Source organism: Bacillus cereus group sp. BfR-BA-01347 (assembly GCF_022663835.1).
GTDB classification, from domain to species: Bacteria; Bacillota; Bacilli; order Bacillales; family Bacillaceae_G; genus Bacillus_A; species Bacillus_A thuringiensis_K.
Genome location: NZ_JAKUGG010000011.1, coordinates 121588 through 139643, shown reverse-complemented (window position 1 = coordinate 139643; position 18056 = coordinate 121588). Strand labels below are relative to the sequence as shown.

Sequence of the window (18056 nt, the reverse complement as noted above, 5' to 3'; positions counted from 1 at the left end):
TGATAGTCCTCCTTTAGCGTACAACGTCTTGAAAGACGGTTAGTTCTTGTAGTGTATCTTCGTTTATTTCAATGCCGAGTCCAGGCTTTTCGTTTAAGCGAATGAATGGTACATCGTAATGTAAGTTTCCAATGTCTTTCGTAAATTTTAATGGTCCTGTTAGCTCTACGCTCGTAATGATTTTCTTTGAGAAAGCGACATGGAATCCTGCGGAAGAGGCAACAGATGATTCGACCATTGATCCCACTTGGCATTCAATGCCTGCCATTTCTGCTTGATGAGCGAGCTTTACAGCTGGATATATGCCGCCGCATTTCATTAGTTTTATATTTACTTTATCAGCAGCTTCTAATTTAATAATTTGGCGCATTTCACGAGAACTTTTTAATCCTTCATCAATCATAAGCGGGAGGTCTGTTTTAGAACGAATATGAGCCATGGCATCAATATCGTCCGCGATAACAGGTTGTTCAATCCAGTCAATGTTTAAATGTCCTAATGAACGCAGTGCTGTTAATGTGTTTGCGCTATTTTTCCAGCCTTGGTTTACATCAACGCGAATAGCAATGTCATTTCCTACACGTTCTCGTACAGCTTCAATACGTTTCACATCTTCTTTTACATTCGTACCAACTTTCATTTTGAAAGATTGGAAACCTTTTTGAATCATAGAAGCAGCTTCTTCAGCCATATCTTCAGGATCGGCAATACTTAAAACGTGAGTGACAGGGAATTCTTCATGATAGCGCCCGCCAATTAATTGATATACAGGTTGATTTAGTTTTTTGCCCATTATATCAAAACAAGCAATATCAATTGCGGCCTTCGCTGTTGGAACACCGTAAATTTTATTGTCCATCATGTCGTGTATTTTTTCGATATTCATTGGATTTTGTCCGATTAGAGTTGGGGTTAGCGTATGTTTTAAAGTATGGAAAGTACTTTCCCATGATTCACCTGTGACGTGATCATCAGCAACGCCTTCACCGTAACCGATAATACCTTCATCTGTTTCCATTTTGACGATAATAGAGGGCATATCAGAATAAGAGCCATAACTAATAACAAACGGATTGCGAAGCGGTAAACGAATTGCGTAAAGATGAATAGCTGTAATTTTCATTGAATAGAAACCCCTTCCTGTTTACAATAGTTTTATACATTTGATATAGTTGACGTTAAATAGTCGTTAATTAATGATAAGGAGTTAGAGAAAATGATGATAAAAATTGCAGTTGTTGGTTCAAAGGAGTTTATGGAGAACCTTTTTCCTATTGCTCAAAAATTAGAGGGAATAGAAATTGATCCATATATTTACCTTCATCCGGCGGAATCTTCTGAACTATTAAAGTGTCTAAAGCCTTGTGATGTCATCTTTTTCTCAGGTGCTTTACCTTATTATATGGCAAAAGAAATAAGAGAACAATTACGAATTCCAAGTACATACTTACAGCAAGACGAGACAACTGTCGCATCTTCAATTCTTTCTATCATGTATCATCAAAGTATTCAACCACATAACATTTCCATCGATTTAGTAGACCGCTCGTTTATTACAAATGTGTTCCATGATATCGGTATAAAAGAAAGTCCGCAAGTGTTGGATTATGAAAATATGCTGTGGAGTAAAGATGAGATAAATAGAGTTATCGATTTTCATGTAGCTAAATATCAATCTGGAGAGGCTCATTTAGCTTTAACTAGTATTCACGCTGTTTACGATGAGCTTCAAAAAATAGGTGTTCCTTCAGAGCGTATGATTGATCCAACGCAGTCCATTATACATGGGCTAAAAGATGCAAAAATAAAAGCTGAGTTAGCAAAAAGCTATTCAGCTACTGTTGGTGCTTGTATTATTTCTTCCCTAGAATTACGAACGAGTTTGCTTGAAAAACTAGATGTCATTTCAAAAGAACTACGTGGTTCATTTAAACAAGTGGATGAAATGACATGCATTTTGTATACAACTCGTGGTGATATCGAATCGATTATTAAAACAAATGCGATAAATAACTTGTTTGCAAGCGTAGAAGGAACGATAGCTATTGGATTTGGTTATGGAAAAACCGTGAAAGAGGCGGAGCAAAATGCAAAAATTGCTCAAAGTTTTGCAAAGAATAATCCAATAGATCGTTGTTTTTATATACTAACAAGTGATAAAGATTTGTTTGGGCCGTTCCCGAAAGAACAGAGAGTACAAAGTTTGAAAAATGATAATCCGGAACTAATGAAAATAGCGAAGGAAACGAAGCTTAGTCCGGCGAACTTGTCAAAAATCATTCAATTTAGTCAATCGCATCCGTCATTGAAGTTTACAGCAGCTGACCTTTCTGAGTACTTACAAGTGACTCGAAGATCGACAGAAAGGTTGTTAAAGAAATTAGTTGATTACGGGTATGCTCATATTTGCGGCGAGGAAATGCCCTATCAACAAGGGCGACCTCGCGCACTATATGAACTGAATTTACCGCTATTTTTAAGCTTCTAGTTGAGCTTTTTGTTTCTTTAGCAGTTCTGCTTTTTCAATGTCTGATAGTTTTACAATTGTGAAACCTGTTATACCATAAATGATTGAGATAATAGGTACGATGAAATTCAAAATAGCATAAGGGGCATATTCAAATGCACCTACGCCAAGTGTAGCGAGAATAAATACACCGCACGTATTCCAAGGAACGAAGACAGAAGTTAATGTTCCGCCATCTTCTAATGCTCTGGATAAGTTTTTTGAATGTAGTCCTTTTTCTGTGTAGGCATTTGCGTACATTCTTGAAGGGACAACAATTGAAATATATTGTTCAGAGCAAGTAAGGTTTGTTGCAAAACAAGATGCGATAGTAGAAGCGATAAGCCCTTTTGCTGATTTCGCTAACTTTAAAATTTGATTTACAATTGAGCGAAGAATACCTGTATGTTCTAATACTCCTCCGAAAGTCATAGCGACAATTGTCATAGAGACTGTATTCATCATCGAATCTAAGCCACCGCGGTTAAATAGTTCGTCTACTAGCTTGTTTCCAGTGTCTATAACAAATCCAGCTTGGAGTGCACCGACAGATGCTGAGACAGAACCACCTTGAATAAAGACTTGTGATAAAAATCCTAAAATAATACCGACGAGAATCGCTGGTATAGCAGGGACCTTTTTAGCGACCAATACCATAACGACTACGGGTATAATGAGTAGGAAAGGTGAGATAACAAAGTTTTGTTGCAATACTTGTAACGTTTGATCGATGCTCTTCGCATCAATATTGTTAGCGCCGAAGCTTCTTCCTAAGAGAGCATAGACGATAAGAGTAATAATTAAACCTGGAACTGTAGTAAATAACATGTGACGAATGTGTGCGAATAAATCTGTATTTGTTAATCCTGCGGCTAAGTTAGTTGTGTCTGAAAGCGGTGACATTTTATCGCCAAAATAAGAGCCTGAAATAATGGCACCAGCAACCATTGGAGCTGGGATTCCCATACTTAGGCCAATTCCCATTCCAGCAACACCAATTGTCCCCATTGTAGACCAAGAGCTACCAATTGCTAATGCAACGATAGAACAAATGACGGTAATGGAAACTAAAAATAGTGATGGAGTTAAAAGTTTTAAACCGTAATAAATCATCGTTGCGACGATTCCACCGCCAATCCAAGCACCAATTGTTAAGCCAACAAGAATAATAATGACGATAGCAGGTAATGCAAGACGAATCCCTTTATACATTGCTTCTTCAAGATCATTCCATTTGTAACCGTAACGCCAAGCGACAATAGAAGCAACGGTTGTACCGATAATAAGTGGAACGTGAGGGCTTTGTTTTAATACAACAATTGTAACCATCATAACTGCAACGGTAATGATAATAGGGATAATCGCTATTCCAAAAGGTATTTCTTTTTTCATAAAGTTCCTCCTTGTTACGTATTTTTGTTTGTATTTTTAGAATTGTCGTAAAATAGACGTTTATTAGGTTATGATAACTAAAAGTTTATGTAAGCGTCAACATAAAAAACAGAAAATAAGGAATGTTCTAGTTGTTTGTTTAGTTTGTAATATAAGTGCAGAGTAAGATTTTTAAGTGTTTAAAAATAAATAATTGACTTTTTTCTTAAAATTCAATATGTTCATAAAAACATCTGTTTTTCATAAGTATAATTAACCCGAATCGTTTGTAATGTGGGAAGGAGACTGGAACGTTGAAAACATTAGAGCTACAAGAGCGCTTAACGGAGATTTTTCAGCATTTACACGAAAACCCTGAAGTAAGTTGGAAAGAATATGAAACGACAGCGTATATTACTGACTTTTTAAAAGAAGAAGGAATTTCATATAGAACATTTGATGATTGTCCAGGTGTAATTGCTGAGATTGGAGGCGGGAATCCAGTTATTGCGATTCGTGCTGATATGGATGCACTTTGGCAAGAAGTAAATGGAGAATTTAAAGCGAACCATTCATGTGGCCATGATGCTCATATGACCATTGTAATGGGACTTATTTTACAATTGAAAAATATGAGATGGAAAAGTGGTACGGTTAGATTTATTTTTCAGCCGGCAGAAGAGAAGGGGAATGGTGCTTTAAAGATGGTGGAGAAAGGTGCTGTAGATGATGCTGATTTCTTATTTGGCGTCCATCTAAGACCAATTGAAGAACTATCTTTGAAACAAGCAGCCTCATCTATTCGCCATGGAGCAGCAGGATTTTTAGAGGGTATGATTCATGGGGAGGATGCACACGGGGCAAGACCACACCAAGGTGTGAATGCAATTGATGTCATTTCCATGATTAATATCGGTTTGAAAAATATTTGGCTGCCACCGCAAAGTTCTTATTCAGTAAAAATGACGAGATGCCAAGCTGGTGGTGATAATTTAAATATTATTCCGGGAAATGGTCATTTTAGTTTAGATGTAAGAGCAGAGAGTAATATACTATTAGAAGAATTAAAGAAAAAGATTGAGCATGTAATAGAATCAGCTGCATCGATGGGATCAAAAACTTCATACGAATGGATGGATCTTGCACCAGGAGCAGAGGTTTCCGAAGAAGCAGAGCGTTTTATGCGTAAAGGTATTCTCGAGGTGTATGGGGAAGAGAGATGCACAGGGCCCCTCTATACGACAGGAAGCGATGATTTCCATTACTATACAGTGAAAAGACCACATTTAAAAGCTGTCATGCTTGGACTAGGAGCAGACCTACAACCTGGATTACACCATCCGTATATGAGATTTGATCATAGTTGTATTATGGATGGGGTAGAAATATTGAAACAAACTGTATTGAAAGTGTTAGAAGACAGGGGCTAAAGAGCTCCTGTTTTTTTGTCGTGAATTGTCGGTAAATCGATATATTTGAAAAATCGTTGATATATTTGAAGTTATGATAGATATATTGAGAAAATCGTTGATATATTTGAAGTTACGATAGATATATTAAGAAAATCGTTAATATAATTTCACGTACCTATTAATTTGATGAAAAATGAGCCTCCAGTACATGGTGTATAATAATAAGTACCATTTTTTAATAGGAGAAAACGAATGAATGAACAATATTACGATGCAGTTTTACATATAAAAACAGTCGGTGAGCAAAAAGGGTTTAACAAGTCTATGCACTATCACCGTTATGAACCGACGCCGTATAGCGGGTTAGATGAGTTATTGAATCAATATGAAATACGAAGTAGCGATCGAATTGTAGACTTTGGGTGCGGAAAAGGGCGATTAAACTTTTATATTCATCATAAATGTGGTGCTTCAGCAGTTGGAATTGAAATGAATGAAGAGTTTTATAAAGAAGCGATGGATAATCGAGATCGTTATGCACGAAAGGCACGAAACAGTAAGGGGAAAATTCAATTCCAATGTTGTTTAGCGCAGGAATATGAGATTGATCCACATGATAATAGATTTTATTTCTTTAATCCATTTTCTGTACAAGTGTTTATGAATGTAGTAAATAACATTTTGCTTTCAGTAGAAAACACGGGGAGAGAAGTGGATATTATTTTATATTATCCTTCTGAGGACTATATTTTCTTCTTAGAAAATCAGACTGCGTTTGTGCTGAAGAAAGAAGTTAGATTGCCAGGTGCTTATGAGAAGAATGGGAATGAGAGGTTTTTAGTTTATACATTAGGGTAATAAAAAACAGGTGCCAAGGCACCTGTTTTTTATTAGTTACGGATTAAGTAATCAAATGCACCTAAAGCTGCGTTTGCACCTGAACCCATAGAGATGATAATTTGTTTGTACGGATTATTTGTACAGTCACCTGCAGCAAACACTCCTGGTACGTTTGTAGCACCGTGCTTGTCTGTTACGATTTCACCGCGAACGCGTTCAACTGTTTCGCCTAACCAGTCTGTGTTTGGCACAAGACCGATTTGTACGAATACACCTTGTAATTCAACGTGATGAACTTCTTCAGTTTCACGATCGATGTAAGAAATACCGTTTACTTTATCAGTACCAGTGATTTCTTTCGTTTGAACGTTTTTCAGAACAGTTACGTTTGGTAAGCTGTTAAGACGCTCTTGTAATACAGCATCAGCTTTTAATTCTGGCATGAATTCAAGAACAGTTACGTGCTTAACGATACCTGCTAAGTCGATAGCTGCTTCAATACCAGAGTTACCACCGCCGATAACTGCTACGTCTTTGCCAGTGAATAATGGACCGTCACAGTGTGGGCAGTATGCTACACCTTTATTTTTGAACTCAGCTTCACCTGGTACGCCAACATTACGCCAGCGAGCACCTGTAGAAACGATTACGCTCTTACTTTTCAGAATAGCACCGTTTTCAAGTTCCACTTCAATAAGTTCTTTTTTCTCTAAACGTTTCGCACGTTGTAGATTCATTACATCGATGTCGTATTCTTTTACGTGCTCTTCAAGGCTTGCTACTAGCTTAGGACCTTCAGTCTTTTTTACGCTGATGAAGTTCTCAATGCCCATAGTATCCATTACTTGACCACCGAAGCGCTCAGCAACGATACCAGTGCGGATGCCTTTACGTGCTGCGTAAATTGCTGCACTTGCACCAGCAGGGCCGCCACCAACAACAAGAACATCGTATGGATCTTTATCAGAAAGCTCTGATGCATCTGGACCGTTACCCATTTTCGCTAAAATTTCTTCAAGTGTCATACGACCGCTTCCGAAAGATTCGCCGTTTAGGTAAACAGTTGGTACTGCCATGATGTCTTTACTTTCTACTTCCTCTTTGAATGCAGCGCCATCAATCATAGTATGTGTAATACTAGAGTTAAGAACGCTCATTACGTTAAGAGCTTGTACAACATCAGGACAGTTATGACAACTTAGGCTGATATAAGATTCAAAATGATATTCGCCTTGAATGTTTTTAATTTGATCGATTAATTTTTGTTCAATCTTTGGAGCGCGTCCACTTACTTGTAGTAAAGCTAACACTAGTGATGTAAATTCGTGTCCTAATGGAATACCAGCGAATACGACACCAGTGTCTTCATCAGTGCGGTTTACGCTAAAGCTTGGTGTTCTCTCTAATTCAACTTTTTCTACTGTAATCTTAGATGACATAGTAGCTAATTCGTCTACTAGAGCTAACATATCTTTAGATACGTTATCATCTCCTGCGCTTACTTTAAGTAAAATATCGTTCTCCATTAACTGAAGGTATTGGGATAGTTGTGTTTTTATATCTGCATCTAGTATCATTTTGATCGAACTCCTTAGATTTTGCCTACAAGGTCAAGGCTTGGTTTAAGTGTTGCAGAACCCTCTTGCCATTTAGCTGGGCAAACTTCACCTGGGTTGTTACGTACGTATTGAGCAGCTTTAATTTTGTTAACAAGAATGCTTGCGTCACGGCCGATACCGTCAGCATTGATTTCCATAGATTGGATAACGCCGTCTGGATCGATGATGAATGTACCACGAGCAGCAAGACCTTCTTCTTCCATTAAAACGTTGAAGTTTGTAGTGATTGTGCGAGTTGGGTCACCAATCATGATGTACTCGATTTTGCCGATAGTTTCTGAGCTATCATGCCATGCTTTGTGAGTGAAGTGAGTGTCTGTAGATACAGAGTATACTTCAACGCCTAAGTCTTTTAGAGTTGCGTATTGGTTTTGTAAGTCTTCAAGTTCAGTTGGGCAAACGAATGTGAAGTCAGCTGGGTAGAAACAAACTACACTCCATTTTCCTTTTAAACTTTCGTCAGTAACTTGGATAAATTCTCCATTATGGTAAGCATTAGCTTTAAACGGTTTTACTTCTGTGCCGATTAATAACATGTTAAAATTCCTCCTAAATGTTGGTTTTGAGCATCAAAAAATAGTGTGCTCATAAAATATATTTTTTAATTAACTATAATAATTCTAATTCGATATTAATTATCATATAGAAGTGGTTATTTTGTCAAGAGAATAAACCAACTTTATACCAATTTAATTAATATTTATTCTCAATTAAGACTAACAGGGAGTGGAAAGGTAACTTTAAGTTTATAAATTTTCAATGATTGTTTGAAAGAGTAGTGTGTATGTTAGAGATAGTGTGTAAGTTTAATTTCTTAGGAAGGAAATATTTCTTAGAGGTTGTGGTTTTGAAAAGGAACTGCTTACTTCTATTTTACAAAGAATTTTGTGATAAATAAAATAAAATGAATCGGAAATTTTTTGAACAATTTTTGTCATCTCAAATATATAATTAGGAAGTATATTACGATGATAGTTAGAAACATTGACTCAAAGTGCTAACAAGATATAATAAAATCTAGATATAACTTTCAAAAAGAAGAATACATATTTATAGGATGAAAAAATTCAACCTATTATTTTTTATAGCTTTTAGAAAACGCTTACAGTTAGTGTGGAGGGGAAACCATGTCTAAGTTCACGAAGTATTTTTTAATGGAAGCTAACGATGTGATTGCATATGTGAAAGAGAAATTATCTAAGTTTGAACATGCAAAGGGGTTACAGTGTAAAGAAATAGGTGATGGCAATTTAAATTATGTGTTCCGCGTTTGGGATGAAAAAGAGAACATGTCTGTCATCGTAAAGCAAGCTGGGGATACAGCGCGCATTTCAGATGAGTTTAAGTTGTCGACAAATCGTATTCGTATAGAATCAGATGTTTTGCAGTTAGAGGATGAGTTAGCACCTGGACTTGTTCCTAAGGTGTATTTATTTGATAGTGTGATGAATTGTTGCGTAATGGAAGATTTATCGGATCATACAATATTACGTACAGCACTTATAAATCATCAAATATTTCCGCGGCTTGCTGACGACTTAACTACTTTTATGGTAAATACACTTTTATTAACATCGGATGTTGTAATGAATCATAAAGAGAAGAAGGAACTTGTGAAGAATTATATAAATCCTGAATTATGTGAGATTACAGAAGACCTCGTATACGCTGAGCCATTTACAAATCATAATAAGCGTAATGAGCTGTTTCCGTTAAATGAAGGATGGATTAGGGAGCATATTTATAGTGATAAAGAGCTTCGTATGGAAGTAGCGAAACGTAAATTTTCTTTTATGACAAATGCACAGGCGCTTATTCATGGTGATTTACATACTGGTTCTGTTTTTGTAAGAGAGGATTCTACAAAGGTTATTGATCCTGAGTTTGCTTTTTATGGACCTATGGGATATGACGTTGGGAATGTAATGGCGAATTTAATGTTTGCTTGGGTGAATGCAGATGCAACGATGCCATCTGGAGCTGAGAAAGATACGTATATGGATTGGTTACAAACTACGATGGTAGAGGTAATTGATTTATTTAAGAAGAAGTTTTTAGATGCTTGGGATATTCATGTGACCGAGATTATGGCGAAAGAAGAAGGCTTTAACGAAGTCTATTTACAATCTGTATTAGAGGATACAGCTGCAGTGACAGGTCTGGAATTAATCCGCCGTATTGTTGGATTAGCGAAAGTAAAAGATATTACTTGTATTGAGAATGAGGAAGCACGTGCTAGAGCGGAGCGAATTTGTCTTCAAGTAGCAAAGAGTTTTATTTTACGAGCGAATCAATATAGAACGGGCACAAGTTTTGTAGAAACATTAAAAGAACAGTCAATGCACTACGCGAAGTAAGGGGAGAAGATGATGGAAGAGCAATTAATACCCATTCAGTGGAAAGATGATTCTTTAGTTTTGTTAGATCAAACATTATTACCGAATGAGGTTGTCTATGAATCTTTCAAGACAGCTGAAAGCGTGTGGGATGCCATTCAAGTAATGAAAGTAAGAGGAGCGCCAGCGATTGGTGTTTCGGCAGCGTATGGTGTGTATTTAGGTGCTAAGGAGGTTACTCAAAGTACGATAGAAGACTTTATAGCAGAAGTCAAAAAGGTGTGTGCATATTTGGCAACATCAAGGCCGACAGCAGTAAATCTATTTTGGGCACTTGAAAGAATGGAGGCAATCGCGGCGGAGAACTTACATTTATCAATTGCTCAGTTGAAAGATAGATTACTAGAAGAGGCAAAAGAAATTCATAGAGAAGATGAGGAAATTAACCGTCAAATCGGGGAACATGCATTAACGTTATTCCATGATGGAATGGGAGTATTAACACATTGTAATGCTGGTGCGTTAGCGACGACTAAGTATGGTACTGCGACAGCTCCAATGTACTTAGCGAAAGAAAAAGGATGGGACTTAAAAATCTATTCAGATGAAACTCGTCCTAGGTTACAAGGTTCAACGTTAACAGCATTAGAACTGCAGCGAGCGGGCATTGATGTTACTGTTATTACGGACAATATGGCAGCTATGGTCATGTCACAAGGGAAGATTGATGCGGTAATTGTTGGATGCGACCGTGTGGCAGCAAATGGTGATGTAGCAAATAAAATTGGCACATTAGGCGTATCTATTTTAGCGAAATACTACAACATTCCGTTTTATGTAGCAGCACCAACACCAACAATTGATTTAAAAACACCGACAGGAAAAGAAATCCCAATCGAGGAAAGAGATGGTTCTGAAGTGATTAATCGCTTCGGACAATATTCTGCTCCGAAAGAAAGTAAAGTATATAATCCAGCATTTGATGTTACGCCACATGAAAATGTAACAGCGATTATTACAGAAAAAGGGATTGTCAAGGCACCATTTACGGAAAACTTAAAAAAGCTATTTTAGTAAGTAGATAGATACAAAGTCAGTCATCATAAGCTTCATACTTAGGGGGATGTATATGTTATTACAAAAAGAAAGAGAAGAAATTGTAGCATACGGAAAGAAAATGATTTCTAGCGGTTTAACAAAGGGGACAGGCGGTAATATTAGTATTTTCAATCGTGAACAAGGTCTTGTTGCGATTAGCCCAAGTGGTTTAGAGTATTATGAAACAAAGCCTGAAGATGTAGTTATATTAAACCTAGATGGTGAAGTAGTAGAAGGAGAGAGAAAACCATCAAGTGAATTAGATATGCACCTTATTTACTATAGGAAGCGTGAAGATATAAATGCACTTGTGCATACACATTCTCCTTACGCAAAGACGATTGCGTCATTAGGATGGGAGCTTCCTGCTGTGTCATATTTAATTGCTTTTGCAGGTCCGAATGTCCGCTGTGCGCCGTATGAAACATTTGGTACGAAGCAATTAGCGGATGCTGCTTTTGAAGGCATGATTGATCGTCGTGCTGTGCTACTTGCAAATCACGGTTTAATTGCTGGTGCAAATAATATAAAAATGGCGTTTACTGTTGCAGAAGAGATTGAGTTTTGTGCTCAAATTTATTATCAAACCAAAAGCGTTGGAGAACCGAAGCTATTGCCAGAAGATGAGATGGAGAATTTGGCGAAGAAGTTTGAAGGGTATGGGCAGCAGTAGAATGAAACGAAAACACCCTCAAGAAAAGATCTTGAGGGTGTTTTTTACGCCTTCTTAAGCAACAAATACATAAAGTAAGGAGCCCCAATTAAAGCAACGACAATACCTGCTGGAATGCCATTAGGATCAACGATATTTCGTCCAATTGTATCTGCTAATAATAATAGCCATCCGCCGATTAAAAGGGCGATAGGCATGAAGATTTGATGTCTTGGACCTACTAAAGATTTCGCGATATGAGGAGCCATTAATCCGATAAAGCTAATTCCTCCTGTTACGGAAACAGCTGCAGCTGCAAGTGCAACGGCTGCAACTAATAAGTACCTGCGTTCTTTTTCAATTTCAATTCCAACGCCTATTGCGACTGGTTCGTTTAATGCTAAAATGTTTAATCGATTTGCTTTATAGAAAATAAATGGAATGAATACGATTAACCATGGGAGCATTGCTAAAACAAAGATCCAGTCATCTCCCCAAATATTTCCGGCAATCCATTTTGAAATAAAGTCTACTTTCATACGATCTGCGGATGAGATAAGGACAATCATCGTTCCAGATAGTGCAAATGCAAAACCGATACCGGTTAATGTTAATCGGATTGGCTGAAGTCCAGTTGACTTACTATATGAAAATACGTAAATTAGAACAGCTGTCAGAAATGCTCCGATAAATCCAACTACAGGTAGTAAGTAAAGAAATGAACCTACATCTATTGGAAAGTATAAAAAGAAAATAGCAACAGCAACACCGGCCCCAGAGTTGATTCCGAGAATACCAGGTTCAGCTAAATCATTTCGAGTAATTCCTTGGAATATAGCCCCTGATAAAGCGAGAGCCATACCAGCTAATAATGTAATGACGATTCTAGGTAGTCTTAAAGAGTATAAAACGAACTCCTCTTTAAAAGTCCCTTTCCCCATTAAGGTTGGGAGTAGTCGATCATAAGATAAAGATGCTGAACCAAGCCCCATTCCAACTACAATGGTTGTGATGATTATTATAAGTAAAGCGAGTATAATAAGACGCTGTTTTCTTAAAATAGATTGCATCATGAGAATGTTTTTCCCCCTTTACGTACAATGAATAGGAAGAATGGTAACCCTACAATCGCGACAATTGCCGCAACTGGTGTTTCGTATGGAGAGTTAATAGTACGTCCGATTGTATCTGCAAGTAGCATAAAGGAAGCTCCAGCAATTGCTGACATTGGTATAACAAATCGGTAATCTGGACCGACAATTGGGCGTACCATGTGAGGTACCATTAAGCCGATAAATGCCATATTTCCAACAAGTGCTACAGATGCACCTGCAAGTAAGATAATAATGATAAATAAAATAGTTTTAATAACAATAATTTTTTGACCTAGTCCAATAGCCACTTCCTCACTGAAACTAAGAACTGTCAATTTTTTTGCTAGTAAGATAGCGATAAAGATACTAATTGAAATGACTGGAATAATAATTTTTAATTGGCTCCAAGTTGTTCCAATTACGCCCCCAGCAGTCCAAAGTGATACATCTTGTGAAATTTTAAAGTAAATGCCGATTCCTTCTGAAATTGCAAGTAGAAATGCGGAAACTGCAGCGCCCGCTAATACAATTCGAAGAGGAGAAAGGCCGCCTTTTTTTACCATACCAATTCCAAATACCATAATTGCGCCAATTGCAGCACCGATAAAGCAAGCTAATGTTAAGTAAAGATAGCTGATGGAAGGGTTGAAAGCAAGTGTCAGTGCAAGCGCAGCATTCGCTCCACCAGATAGCCCTAATAATCCAGGATCTGCAAGTGGATTTCGTGTTAATCCTTGCATAATTGCTCCAGAAACGGCTAATCCAGCTCCTACAAAAATAGCAGCAACTTCACGTGGTAAACGTATTTCTCGAATAATAGATATTTTGTCTCCTTTAGCGGAGGAAGTGAGTGCTAACCATACATCTTTTATCGAAGTATCTGCAGCACCTAATACCATTGCAACGATAAAAATAAGAAAGAATGCAATTAAGCTTAAAATTAGTTTGTATGTAAAAGCTATAGAACGTGGATTTTCATGATCTTTTGTCATTCGTTTCACATCTTTTCTGTTCATAGAATAAAGGAAGAGGAATTCTTAAATTAAGAATTCCTCATGTTTGTATTATTTACCAAGAAAGTTCTTCTTGAAGAAGTCTAGTTGGAAATCTAATGTAAGTGGATCATTGAAATAGAATTCCATCATGTTTGCTTCATATACGCGATTATTTTTTACTGCTGGGATGTTTTTATATGATTCTGTCTCTTGGAATGAGTTATCAGTATCTTTATTTTTACTTACGATTAAGTAATCACCAGCAAATTCAGGTAATACCTCAGTAGATAATGCGTAATAACCTTCTTTTAATGCTTTTTCTTTTACTTTTTCAGGCATTTTTAATTTCATTTCTTGGTACAGAATTTCTGTTCCGCGGCCCCAGTTCTCGCCGTATACATAAAGCTGTTTGTTGAAGTTTTCTACAACAGAAACTGTAGCATCTTCACCGATTTTTGCTTTAATTTCTTTACCAGCTTCTTGTGCACGTTTCTTGAAGTCATCAACCCAAGTTTTTGCTTCTTTTTCTTTGTTTAATAACTTACCGATTTCTAAATGCTGTGTTAAGTAATCAACTTTTCCGTAAGTGTATGTTACAGTAGGAGCGATTTTCTTTAACTTATCGACATTTTTAATATTTGATAAACCGATGATTAAATCTGGATTTAGTTCAGCGATTTTTTCAACATTTTCATCTGATACTTCAGCAACATCTTTAAGTTTGCTATCAAAACGTGGGTTTTGTTTAGACCATGAATCTACCCCAACAAGATTTACACCTAATGACATTACGTTACCAGCGAATGATGATAATACAACAACGCGTTTTGGATTTGCAGGAACTTCTACTTTACCATTTTCAGATTGGTATGTAATTTTTTCTGATTTACTACCTTTTGCATCGTTCTTTTTGTCTGTAGAGCTATTGCTACAAGCGCTCATAACAAGAACGAAAAGAACTGTTAGTGAAATAAATAACTTTTTCATCGTCTTTCTCCTTTAACATAGATGATATGTGTATACAATAATTTGTTTAACTGTAATCTTTTTGAAAGAGTAGTGGTAAAGCAAAATAATTTATTAAAAATCTTGAATATGAGATTTTATAATATAGTATTAACCATATTAATGAAAGAAGATGTAATCTCAAATTTGCTAATTATTAACAAAATGATAATGATTATCACTATTGATTCTTTAAATAATATAATTTTATATAGGTGTATTGTCAATAGTAATTTTGATTGTAAATTTTGCGGAAACAGGTTATATTTTATTGAGAATGATAATCAATGATTAGTAGCTGAGGAGTGAGCACGAATGAATCGAGAAGAATTGTTTGATGTAACCGTGATAGGTGGAGGACCTGCAGGGCTTTATTCAGCTTTTTATAGTGGACTCAGAGAAATGAGAACGAAAATAATAGAATTTCAACCACATTTAGGTGGAAAAATACATGTGTATCCGGAAAAAATGATTTGGGATGTAGGAGGACTATTGCCAGTTACAGGTGATAAGTTAATTGAACAACTTGTACAGCAAGGGTTAACATTTAAGCCAGAAGTTGTATTAGATACAAAAGTGGAATCAATTATTCGTAATCAAGATGGTACTTTTACATTAAAAACAAGTACTGGGGAAGAACACTTTTCAAAAACAGTTATCGTCGCAACAGGAAGTGGTATATTGAAACCGCAAAAGTTATCTATTGAAGGTGCTGAGCGATTTGAAGTATCGAATTTAAATTATACAGTTAAATCTTTAAAGCGTTTCAAAGGTAAAACAGTTATTATTTCCGGTGGAGGCAATTCTGCTGTTGATTGGGCAAATGAATTGGAACCAATTGCGAAAAAAGTGTATGTAACGTATAGAAAAGAAGAATTATCTGGTCATGAAGCACAAGTAAAACAACTTATGAATAGCTCAGCGGAGTGTTTCTTTAATACATCGATTACAAAATTAATTGCTGGTGATAATCATGAAGCGATCGAATATGTAGAATTAACAAATCATGAAACAGGTGAGATTTCTCATTTACCTATTGATGAAGTTATTATTAATCATGGATATGAACGCGACATTACATTATTGGAAAATAGTGAGTTAGACGTTGCAATTATAGATAATTATTATATTGCAGGTAATGCAAATAGTGAGTCTTCAGTAGATGGATTATATGCTGCTGGAGATATTTTAAAGCACGAAGGGAAACTACACTTAATTGCAGGTGCATTCCAAGATGCTGGAAATGCTGTGAATAAAGCAAAGCAATTTATCCAACCAGATGCAAGTGAGTACGGAATGGTTTCTTCTCATAATGAAGTATTTAAGAAGAGAAATCGCGAACTGATTAAGCAGATGATGAAATAATAAGGAACAAGTATACCCCCACATACTTCTCTATTCAAATGGATGAGAGATGTACGTGGGGGATTTCCTGTTTACTATATTTTCAATCATTATAATGACACCGGTTTCATCAGTTCATATCATATGAACATTTTATTGGTAAAGCATCCTAGAAAACAATTTAGCTATGTTTTGCTTACGCAGAACATGGCTAAATTACGCTGTCCCTTTAGCGCGTTCATTAGGAAATGGCATATTTAGTATAGAAGCAATATACTGTTTTCCATGCATTCGAGCTAATGATTCTAATATTTGGCGAACACGTTTTGTAAGATGACCTTGTTTTTTGATGGCTTCACAATATGCGTCATAGAAAGCATATTTAGCCCAAAGGAAATCATCTTGTTGGAATAAGAAATGATTTTTGTACCATTCACCAATTGTATGATAACAATTGTTTTCATGTATTGCTGTGCTTTGAGAAAGAAAACGATCAGATAAAGATACATTCAAATGAGAAATTGTGTTTTCTGTTTCAACTTGTAGTGTTTTTTCTAACATTGTAATGATGTGACGAGTAGCCATATGTTAACTCTCCTTTGTGTAAATGGGTAATACCATTCTATATTTAAAAAATTCTTACTATATAATACTATACAATATATGGAATGCATCTACCTGCTTTTTGAACTGCATTTACAAAATCTTTTTTATTTGTTTACAAAAATAAAGTAAGATACAGTATAGATGAAAAAATAATAAAGGAATGAACGCATTGTATATAACAGTAGAAGAGACTGCGGAGTATTTGAATTTACCAAAATCGTATATTGAAGAGTTAATTCAGCAAAAGAAAATTCGTGCGCTATTCGATGGAGAGCAATATTTAGTAAATAAAGAACAATTTAATACACATTTAGAACAAATGGAGAAATATAAGCAATTAGTGGAAGAAATATTGAACGAACCAATTCCAGAAGATATGGATGTTAAAGACGAAGATTAAACTATGGGAAATCCCTTATGAAGATATGCAGAAATGTATCTTCATAAGGGATTTTTTGTTTGAAGATATCAAAAATATAAGGAGTTGTTAGCCTTTCTTCAAATTTTGATAGGTAGTAGTCTACCATGTTAAAAGCATATTTTTTTCTAGCTAGGACAAACATAGAGAACGTAACCTGTACAGATACATATACTATCAGTGCAAAAGCTTATAAATTAATGGAAGGGGTTTTCTCGTGAGTATATTTCATTGTGATTTTTTGAAAGACTTAATTGGATCTTTTGTGAGAGTAAACAGGGGTGGTCCAGAATCTCAAAAAGGAACAATAATATCAGTATGTCCGGACTACTTCGTATTGCAGAATGAAAAAGGTGAACTGTATTACTATCAACTTAGTCATCTAAAAAGTATTACAAAAAATGCGAAAGACTGTGGATCAAGTGATTGCGAATGGGAAGATTGCGAATGTGCAGAAGACTTTGAAGCACTACTGCAAACTTTCAAATATTGCTGGGTGAAAATTAATCGCGGTGGTCCAGAGAAAGTGGAAGGCATTTTACAAGATGTTTCTTGTGACTTTGTGACAGTAATTGCAAAAGAAGAAGTTATATTAATTGCAATAAAGCATATTAAAAGCGTTAACTATAATGCATTAGCATGCGGAGAGAGCGATGAGAGCGACGATAGTAGCAGTAAAGAAAGTAGTAGCAATAATTCAGGTCGCGCTCGTGCCCAAAGACAATCAAGTAGAGGAAGATAATAAGAAAGGGGGATACAA

At 36.1% G+C, this 18056-nt stretch carries 17 protein-coding genes; 9 read left to right on the top strand and 8 right to left on the bottom strand.

Annotated elements, in window-relative coordinates:
- Positions 1–13: 13 nt before the first annotated feature.
- Positions 14–1123, bottom strand: coding sequence for a mandelate racemase/muconate lactonizing enzyme family protein (locus MR143_RS17345; RefSeq protein ID WP_000704496.1), 1110 nt, complete (start codon positions 1121–1123; stop codon positions 14–16).
- Positions 1124–1216: 93 nt separating this feature from the next.
- On the opposite strand from MR143_RS17345, the gene MR143_RS17340 reads away from it, so the two are divergent.
- Positions 1217–2488: a hypothetical protein gene (locus tag MR143_RS17340; RefSeq protein ID WP_000972812.1), complete on the top strand. Its 1272-nt coding sequence runs from the start codon at positions 1217–1219 to the stop codon at positions 2486–2488.
- On the opposite strand, the gene nhaC is transcribed toward MR143_RS17340, so the two are convergent.
- On the bottom strand, positions 2477–3898 hold the full coding sequence (nhaC, locus tag MR143_RS17335) for a Na+/H+ antiporter NhaC (RefSeq protein WP_000711511.1): 1422 nt from the start codon (positions 3896–3898) through the stop codon (positions 2477–2479). The two genes, MR143_RS17340 and nhaC, sit on opposite strands and share 12 nt — an antisense overlap.
- Positions 3899–4191: 293 nt before the next feature.
- Here nhaC and MR143_RS17330 point away from each other — a divergent pair, with 293 nt between their 5' ends.
- Both MR143_RS17330 and MR143_RS17325 read left to right on the top strand, forming a co-directional pair.
- Positions 4192–5307: a M20 peptidase aminoacylase family protein gene (locus MR143_RS17330; protein WP_000853517.1), complete on the top strand. Its 1116-nt coding sequence runs from the start codon at positions 4192–4194 to the stop codon at positions 5305–5307.
- A 234-nt stretch (positions 5308–5541) separates the two neighbouring features.
- Positions 5542–6147 (top strand): SAM-dependent methyltransferase, encoded by a 606-nt coding sequence (locus MR143_RS17325; RefSeq protein WP_001005618.1) that lies wholly within the window; start codon positions 5542–5544, stop codon positions 6145–6147.
- Positions 6148–6179: 32 nt separating this feature from the next.
- Here MR143_RS17325 and ahpF read toward each other — a convergent pair whose 3' ends face one another.
- Positions 6180–7706 (bottom strand): alkyl hydroperoxide reductase subunit F, encoded by a 1527-nt coding sequence (gene ahpF, locus MR143_RS17320; RefSeq protein ID WP_000599510.1) that lies wholly within the window; start codon positions 7704–7706, stop codon positions 6180–6182.
- Between the two features lie 14 nt (positions 7707–7720).
- On the bottom strand, positions 7721–8284 hold the full coding sequence (gene ahpC / locus MR143_RS17315) for an alkyl hydroperoxide reductase subunit C (protein WP_000924420.1): 564 nt from the start codon (positions 8282–8284) through the stop codon (positions 7721–7723).
- Positions 8285–8875: 591 nt separating this feature from the next.
- Between ahpC and mtnK the strand changes: the two genes are divergently transcribed.
- From mtnK to MR143_RS17300, 3 genes are read left to right on the top strand one after another with little or no spacing between them, the layout of a single operon-like run.
- Positions 8876–10105: an S-methyl-5-thioribose kinase gene (gene mtnK, locus MR143_RS17310; RefSeq protein ID WP_046945091.1), complete on the top strand. Its 1230-nt coding sequence runs from the start codon at positions 8876–8878 to the stop codon at positions 10103–10105.
- Between the two features lie 12 nt (positions 10106–10117).
- Complete coding sequence (gene mtnA, locus MR143_RS17305; protein ID WP_000392498.1) at positions 10118–11158, top strand: S-methyl-5-thioribose-1-phosphate isomerase; 1041 nt, start codon at positions 10118–10120, stop codon at positions 11156–11158.
- 55 nt (positions 11159–11213) lie between these two features.
- Positions 11214–11855, top strand: a complete 642-nt coding sequence (locus tag MR143_RS17300) for an L-fuculose-phosphate aldolase (protein ID WP_000926555.1) — start codon at positions 11214–11216, stop codon at positions 11853–11855.
- A 44-nt stretch (positions 11856–11899) separates the two neighbouring features.
- Here the strand turns inward: MR143_RS17300 and MR143_RS17295 are convergent, their stop codons facing one another.
- The 3 genes from MR143_RS17295 to MR143_RS17285 are packed head-to-tail and all read right to left on the bottom strand — an operon-like array spanning position 11900 to position 14910.
- Entirely contained in the window at positions 11900–12907 is a 1008-nt protein-coding gene (locus MR143_RS17295) for a FecCD family ABC transporter permease (RefSeq protein WP_000983739.1), read from the bottom strand.
- Positions 12904–13944 carry a FecCD family ABC transporter permease gene (locus tag MR143_RS17290; protein WP_002181855.1) on the bottom strand — a complete coding sequence of 347 codons (1041 nt, stop codon included), beginning with the start codon at positions 13942–13944 and terminating at the stop codon, positions 12904–12906. The genes MR143_RS17295 and MR143_RS17290 overlap by 4 nt, the downstream gene beginning before the upstream one ends.
- Before the next feature lie 48 nt (positions 13945–13992).
- Complete coding sequence (locus MR143_RS17285) at positions 13993–14910, bottom strand: iron-hydroxamate ABC transporter substrate-binding protein (protein ID WP_000732595.1); 918 nt, start codon at positions 14908–14910, stop codon at positions 13993–13995.
- Positions 14911–15243: 333 nt separating this feature from the next.
- Here MR143_RS17285 and MR143_RS17280 point away from each other — a divergent pair, with 333 nt between their 5' ends.
- On the top strand, positions 15244–16293 hold the full coding sequence (locus tag MR143_RS17280; RefSeq protein WP_001078297.1) for an NAD(P)/FAD-dependent oxidoreductase: 1050 nt from the start codon (positions 15244–15246) through the stop codon (positions 16291–16293).
- Between the two features lie 195 nt (positions 16294–16488).
- Here MR143_RS17280 and MR143_RS17275 read toward each other — a convergent pair whose 3' ends face one another.
- Positions 16489–16857, bottom strand: a complete 369-nt coding sequence (locus tag MR143_RS17275; protein WP_000235475.1) for a hypothetical protein — start codon at positions 16855–16857, stop codon at positions 16489–16491.
- A 181-nt stretch (positions 16858–17038) separates the two neighbouring features.
- Between MR143_RS17275 and MR143_RS17270 the strand changes: the two genes are divergently transcribed.
- Together MR143_RS17270 and MR143_RS17265 are read left to right on the top strand one after the other, a co-directional pair.
- A complete protein-coding gene (locus MR143_RS17270; RefSeq protein ID WP_001998970.1) occupies positions 17039–17278 on the top strand; it encodes a helix-turn-helix domain-containing protein in 240 nt (79 codons plus the stop codon).
- A gap of 235 nt (positions 17279–17513) precedes the next feature.
- Complete coding sequence (locus tag MR143_RS17265) at positions 17514–18038, top strand: hypothetical protein (RefSeq protein WP_000021529.1); 525 nt, start codon at positions 17514–17516, stop codon at positions 18036–18038.
- Positions 18039–18056: the final 18 nt, after the last annotated feature.

What these genes read in the sequence shown, in the direction of transcription:
- MR143_RS17345 (WP_000704496.1), bottom strand. Translation starts at nt 1,123, where the DNA reads ATGAAAATTACAGCTATTCATCTTTACGCAATTCGTTTACCGCTTCGC.
- MR143_RS17340 (WP_000972812.1), top strand. Translation starts at nt 1,217, where the DNA reads ATGATGATAAAAATTGCAGTTGTTGGTTCAAAGGAGTTTATGGAGAAC.
- nhaC (WP_000711511.1), bottom strand. Translation starts at nt 3,898, where the DNA reads ATGAAAAAAGAAATACCTTTTGGAATAGCGATTATCCCTATTATCATT.
- MR143_RS17325 (WP_001005618.1), top strand. Translation starts at nt 5,542, where the DNA reads ATGAATGAACAATATTACGATGCAGTTTTACATATAAAAACAGTCGGT.
- ahpF (WP_000599510.1), bottom strand. Translation starts at nt 7,706, where the DNA reads ATGATACTAGATGCAGATATAAAAACACAACTATCCCAATACCTTCAG.
- ahpC (WP_000924420.1), bottom strand. Translation starts at nt 8,284, where the DNA reads ATGTTATTAATCGGCACAGAAGTAAAACCGTTTAAAGCTAATGCTTAC.
- mtnK (WP_046945091.1), top strand. Translation starts at nt 8,876, where the DNA reads ATGTCTAAGTTCACGAAGTATTTTTTAATGGAAGCTAACGATGTGATT.
- mtnA (WP_000392498.1), top strand. Translation starts at nt 10,118, where the DNA reads ATGGAAGAGCAATTAATACCCATTCAGTGGAAAGATGATTCTTTAGTT.
- MR143_RS17300 (WP_000926555.1), top strand. Translation starts at nt 11,214, where the DNA reads ATGTTATTACAAAAAGAAAGAGAAGAAATTGTAGCATACGGAAAGAAA.
- MR143_RS17295 (WP_000983739.1), bottom strand. Translation starts at nt 12,907, where the DNA reads ATGATGCAATCTATTTTAAGAAAACAGCGTCTTATTATACTCGCTTTA.
- MR143_RS17290 (WP_002181855.1), bottom strand. Translation starts at nt 13,944, where the DNA reads ATGAACAGAAAAGATGTGAAACGAATGACAAAAGATCATGAAAATCCA.
- MR143_RS17285 (WP_000732595.1), bottom strand. Translation starts at nt 14,910, where the DNA reads ATGAAAAAGTTATTTATTTCACTAACAGTTCTTTTCGTTCTTGTTATG.
- MR143_RS17280 (WP_001078297.1), top strand. Translation starts at nt 15,244, where the DNA reads ATGAATCGAGAAGAATTGTTTGATGTAACCGTGATAGGTGGAGGACCT.
- MR143_RS17275 (WP_000235475.1), bottom strand. Translation starts at nt 16,857, where the DNA reads ATGGCTACTCGTCACATCATTACAATGTTAGAAAAAACACTACAAGTT.
- MR143_RS17270 (WP_001998970.1), top strand. Translation starts at nt 17,039, where the DNA reads ATGAACGCATTGTATATAACAGTAGAAGAGACTGCGGAGTATTTGAAT.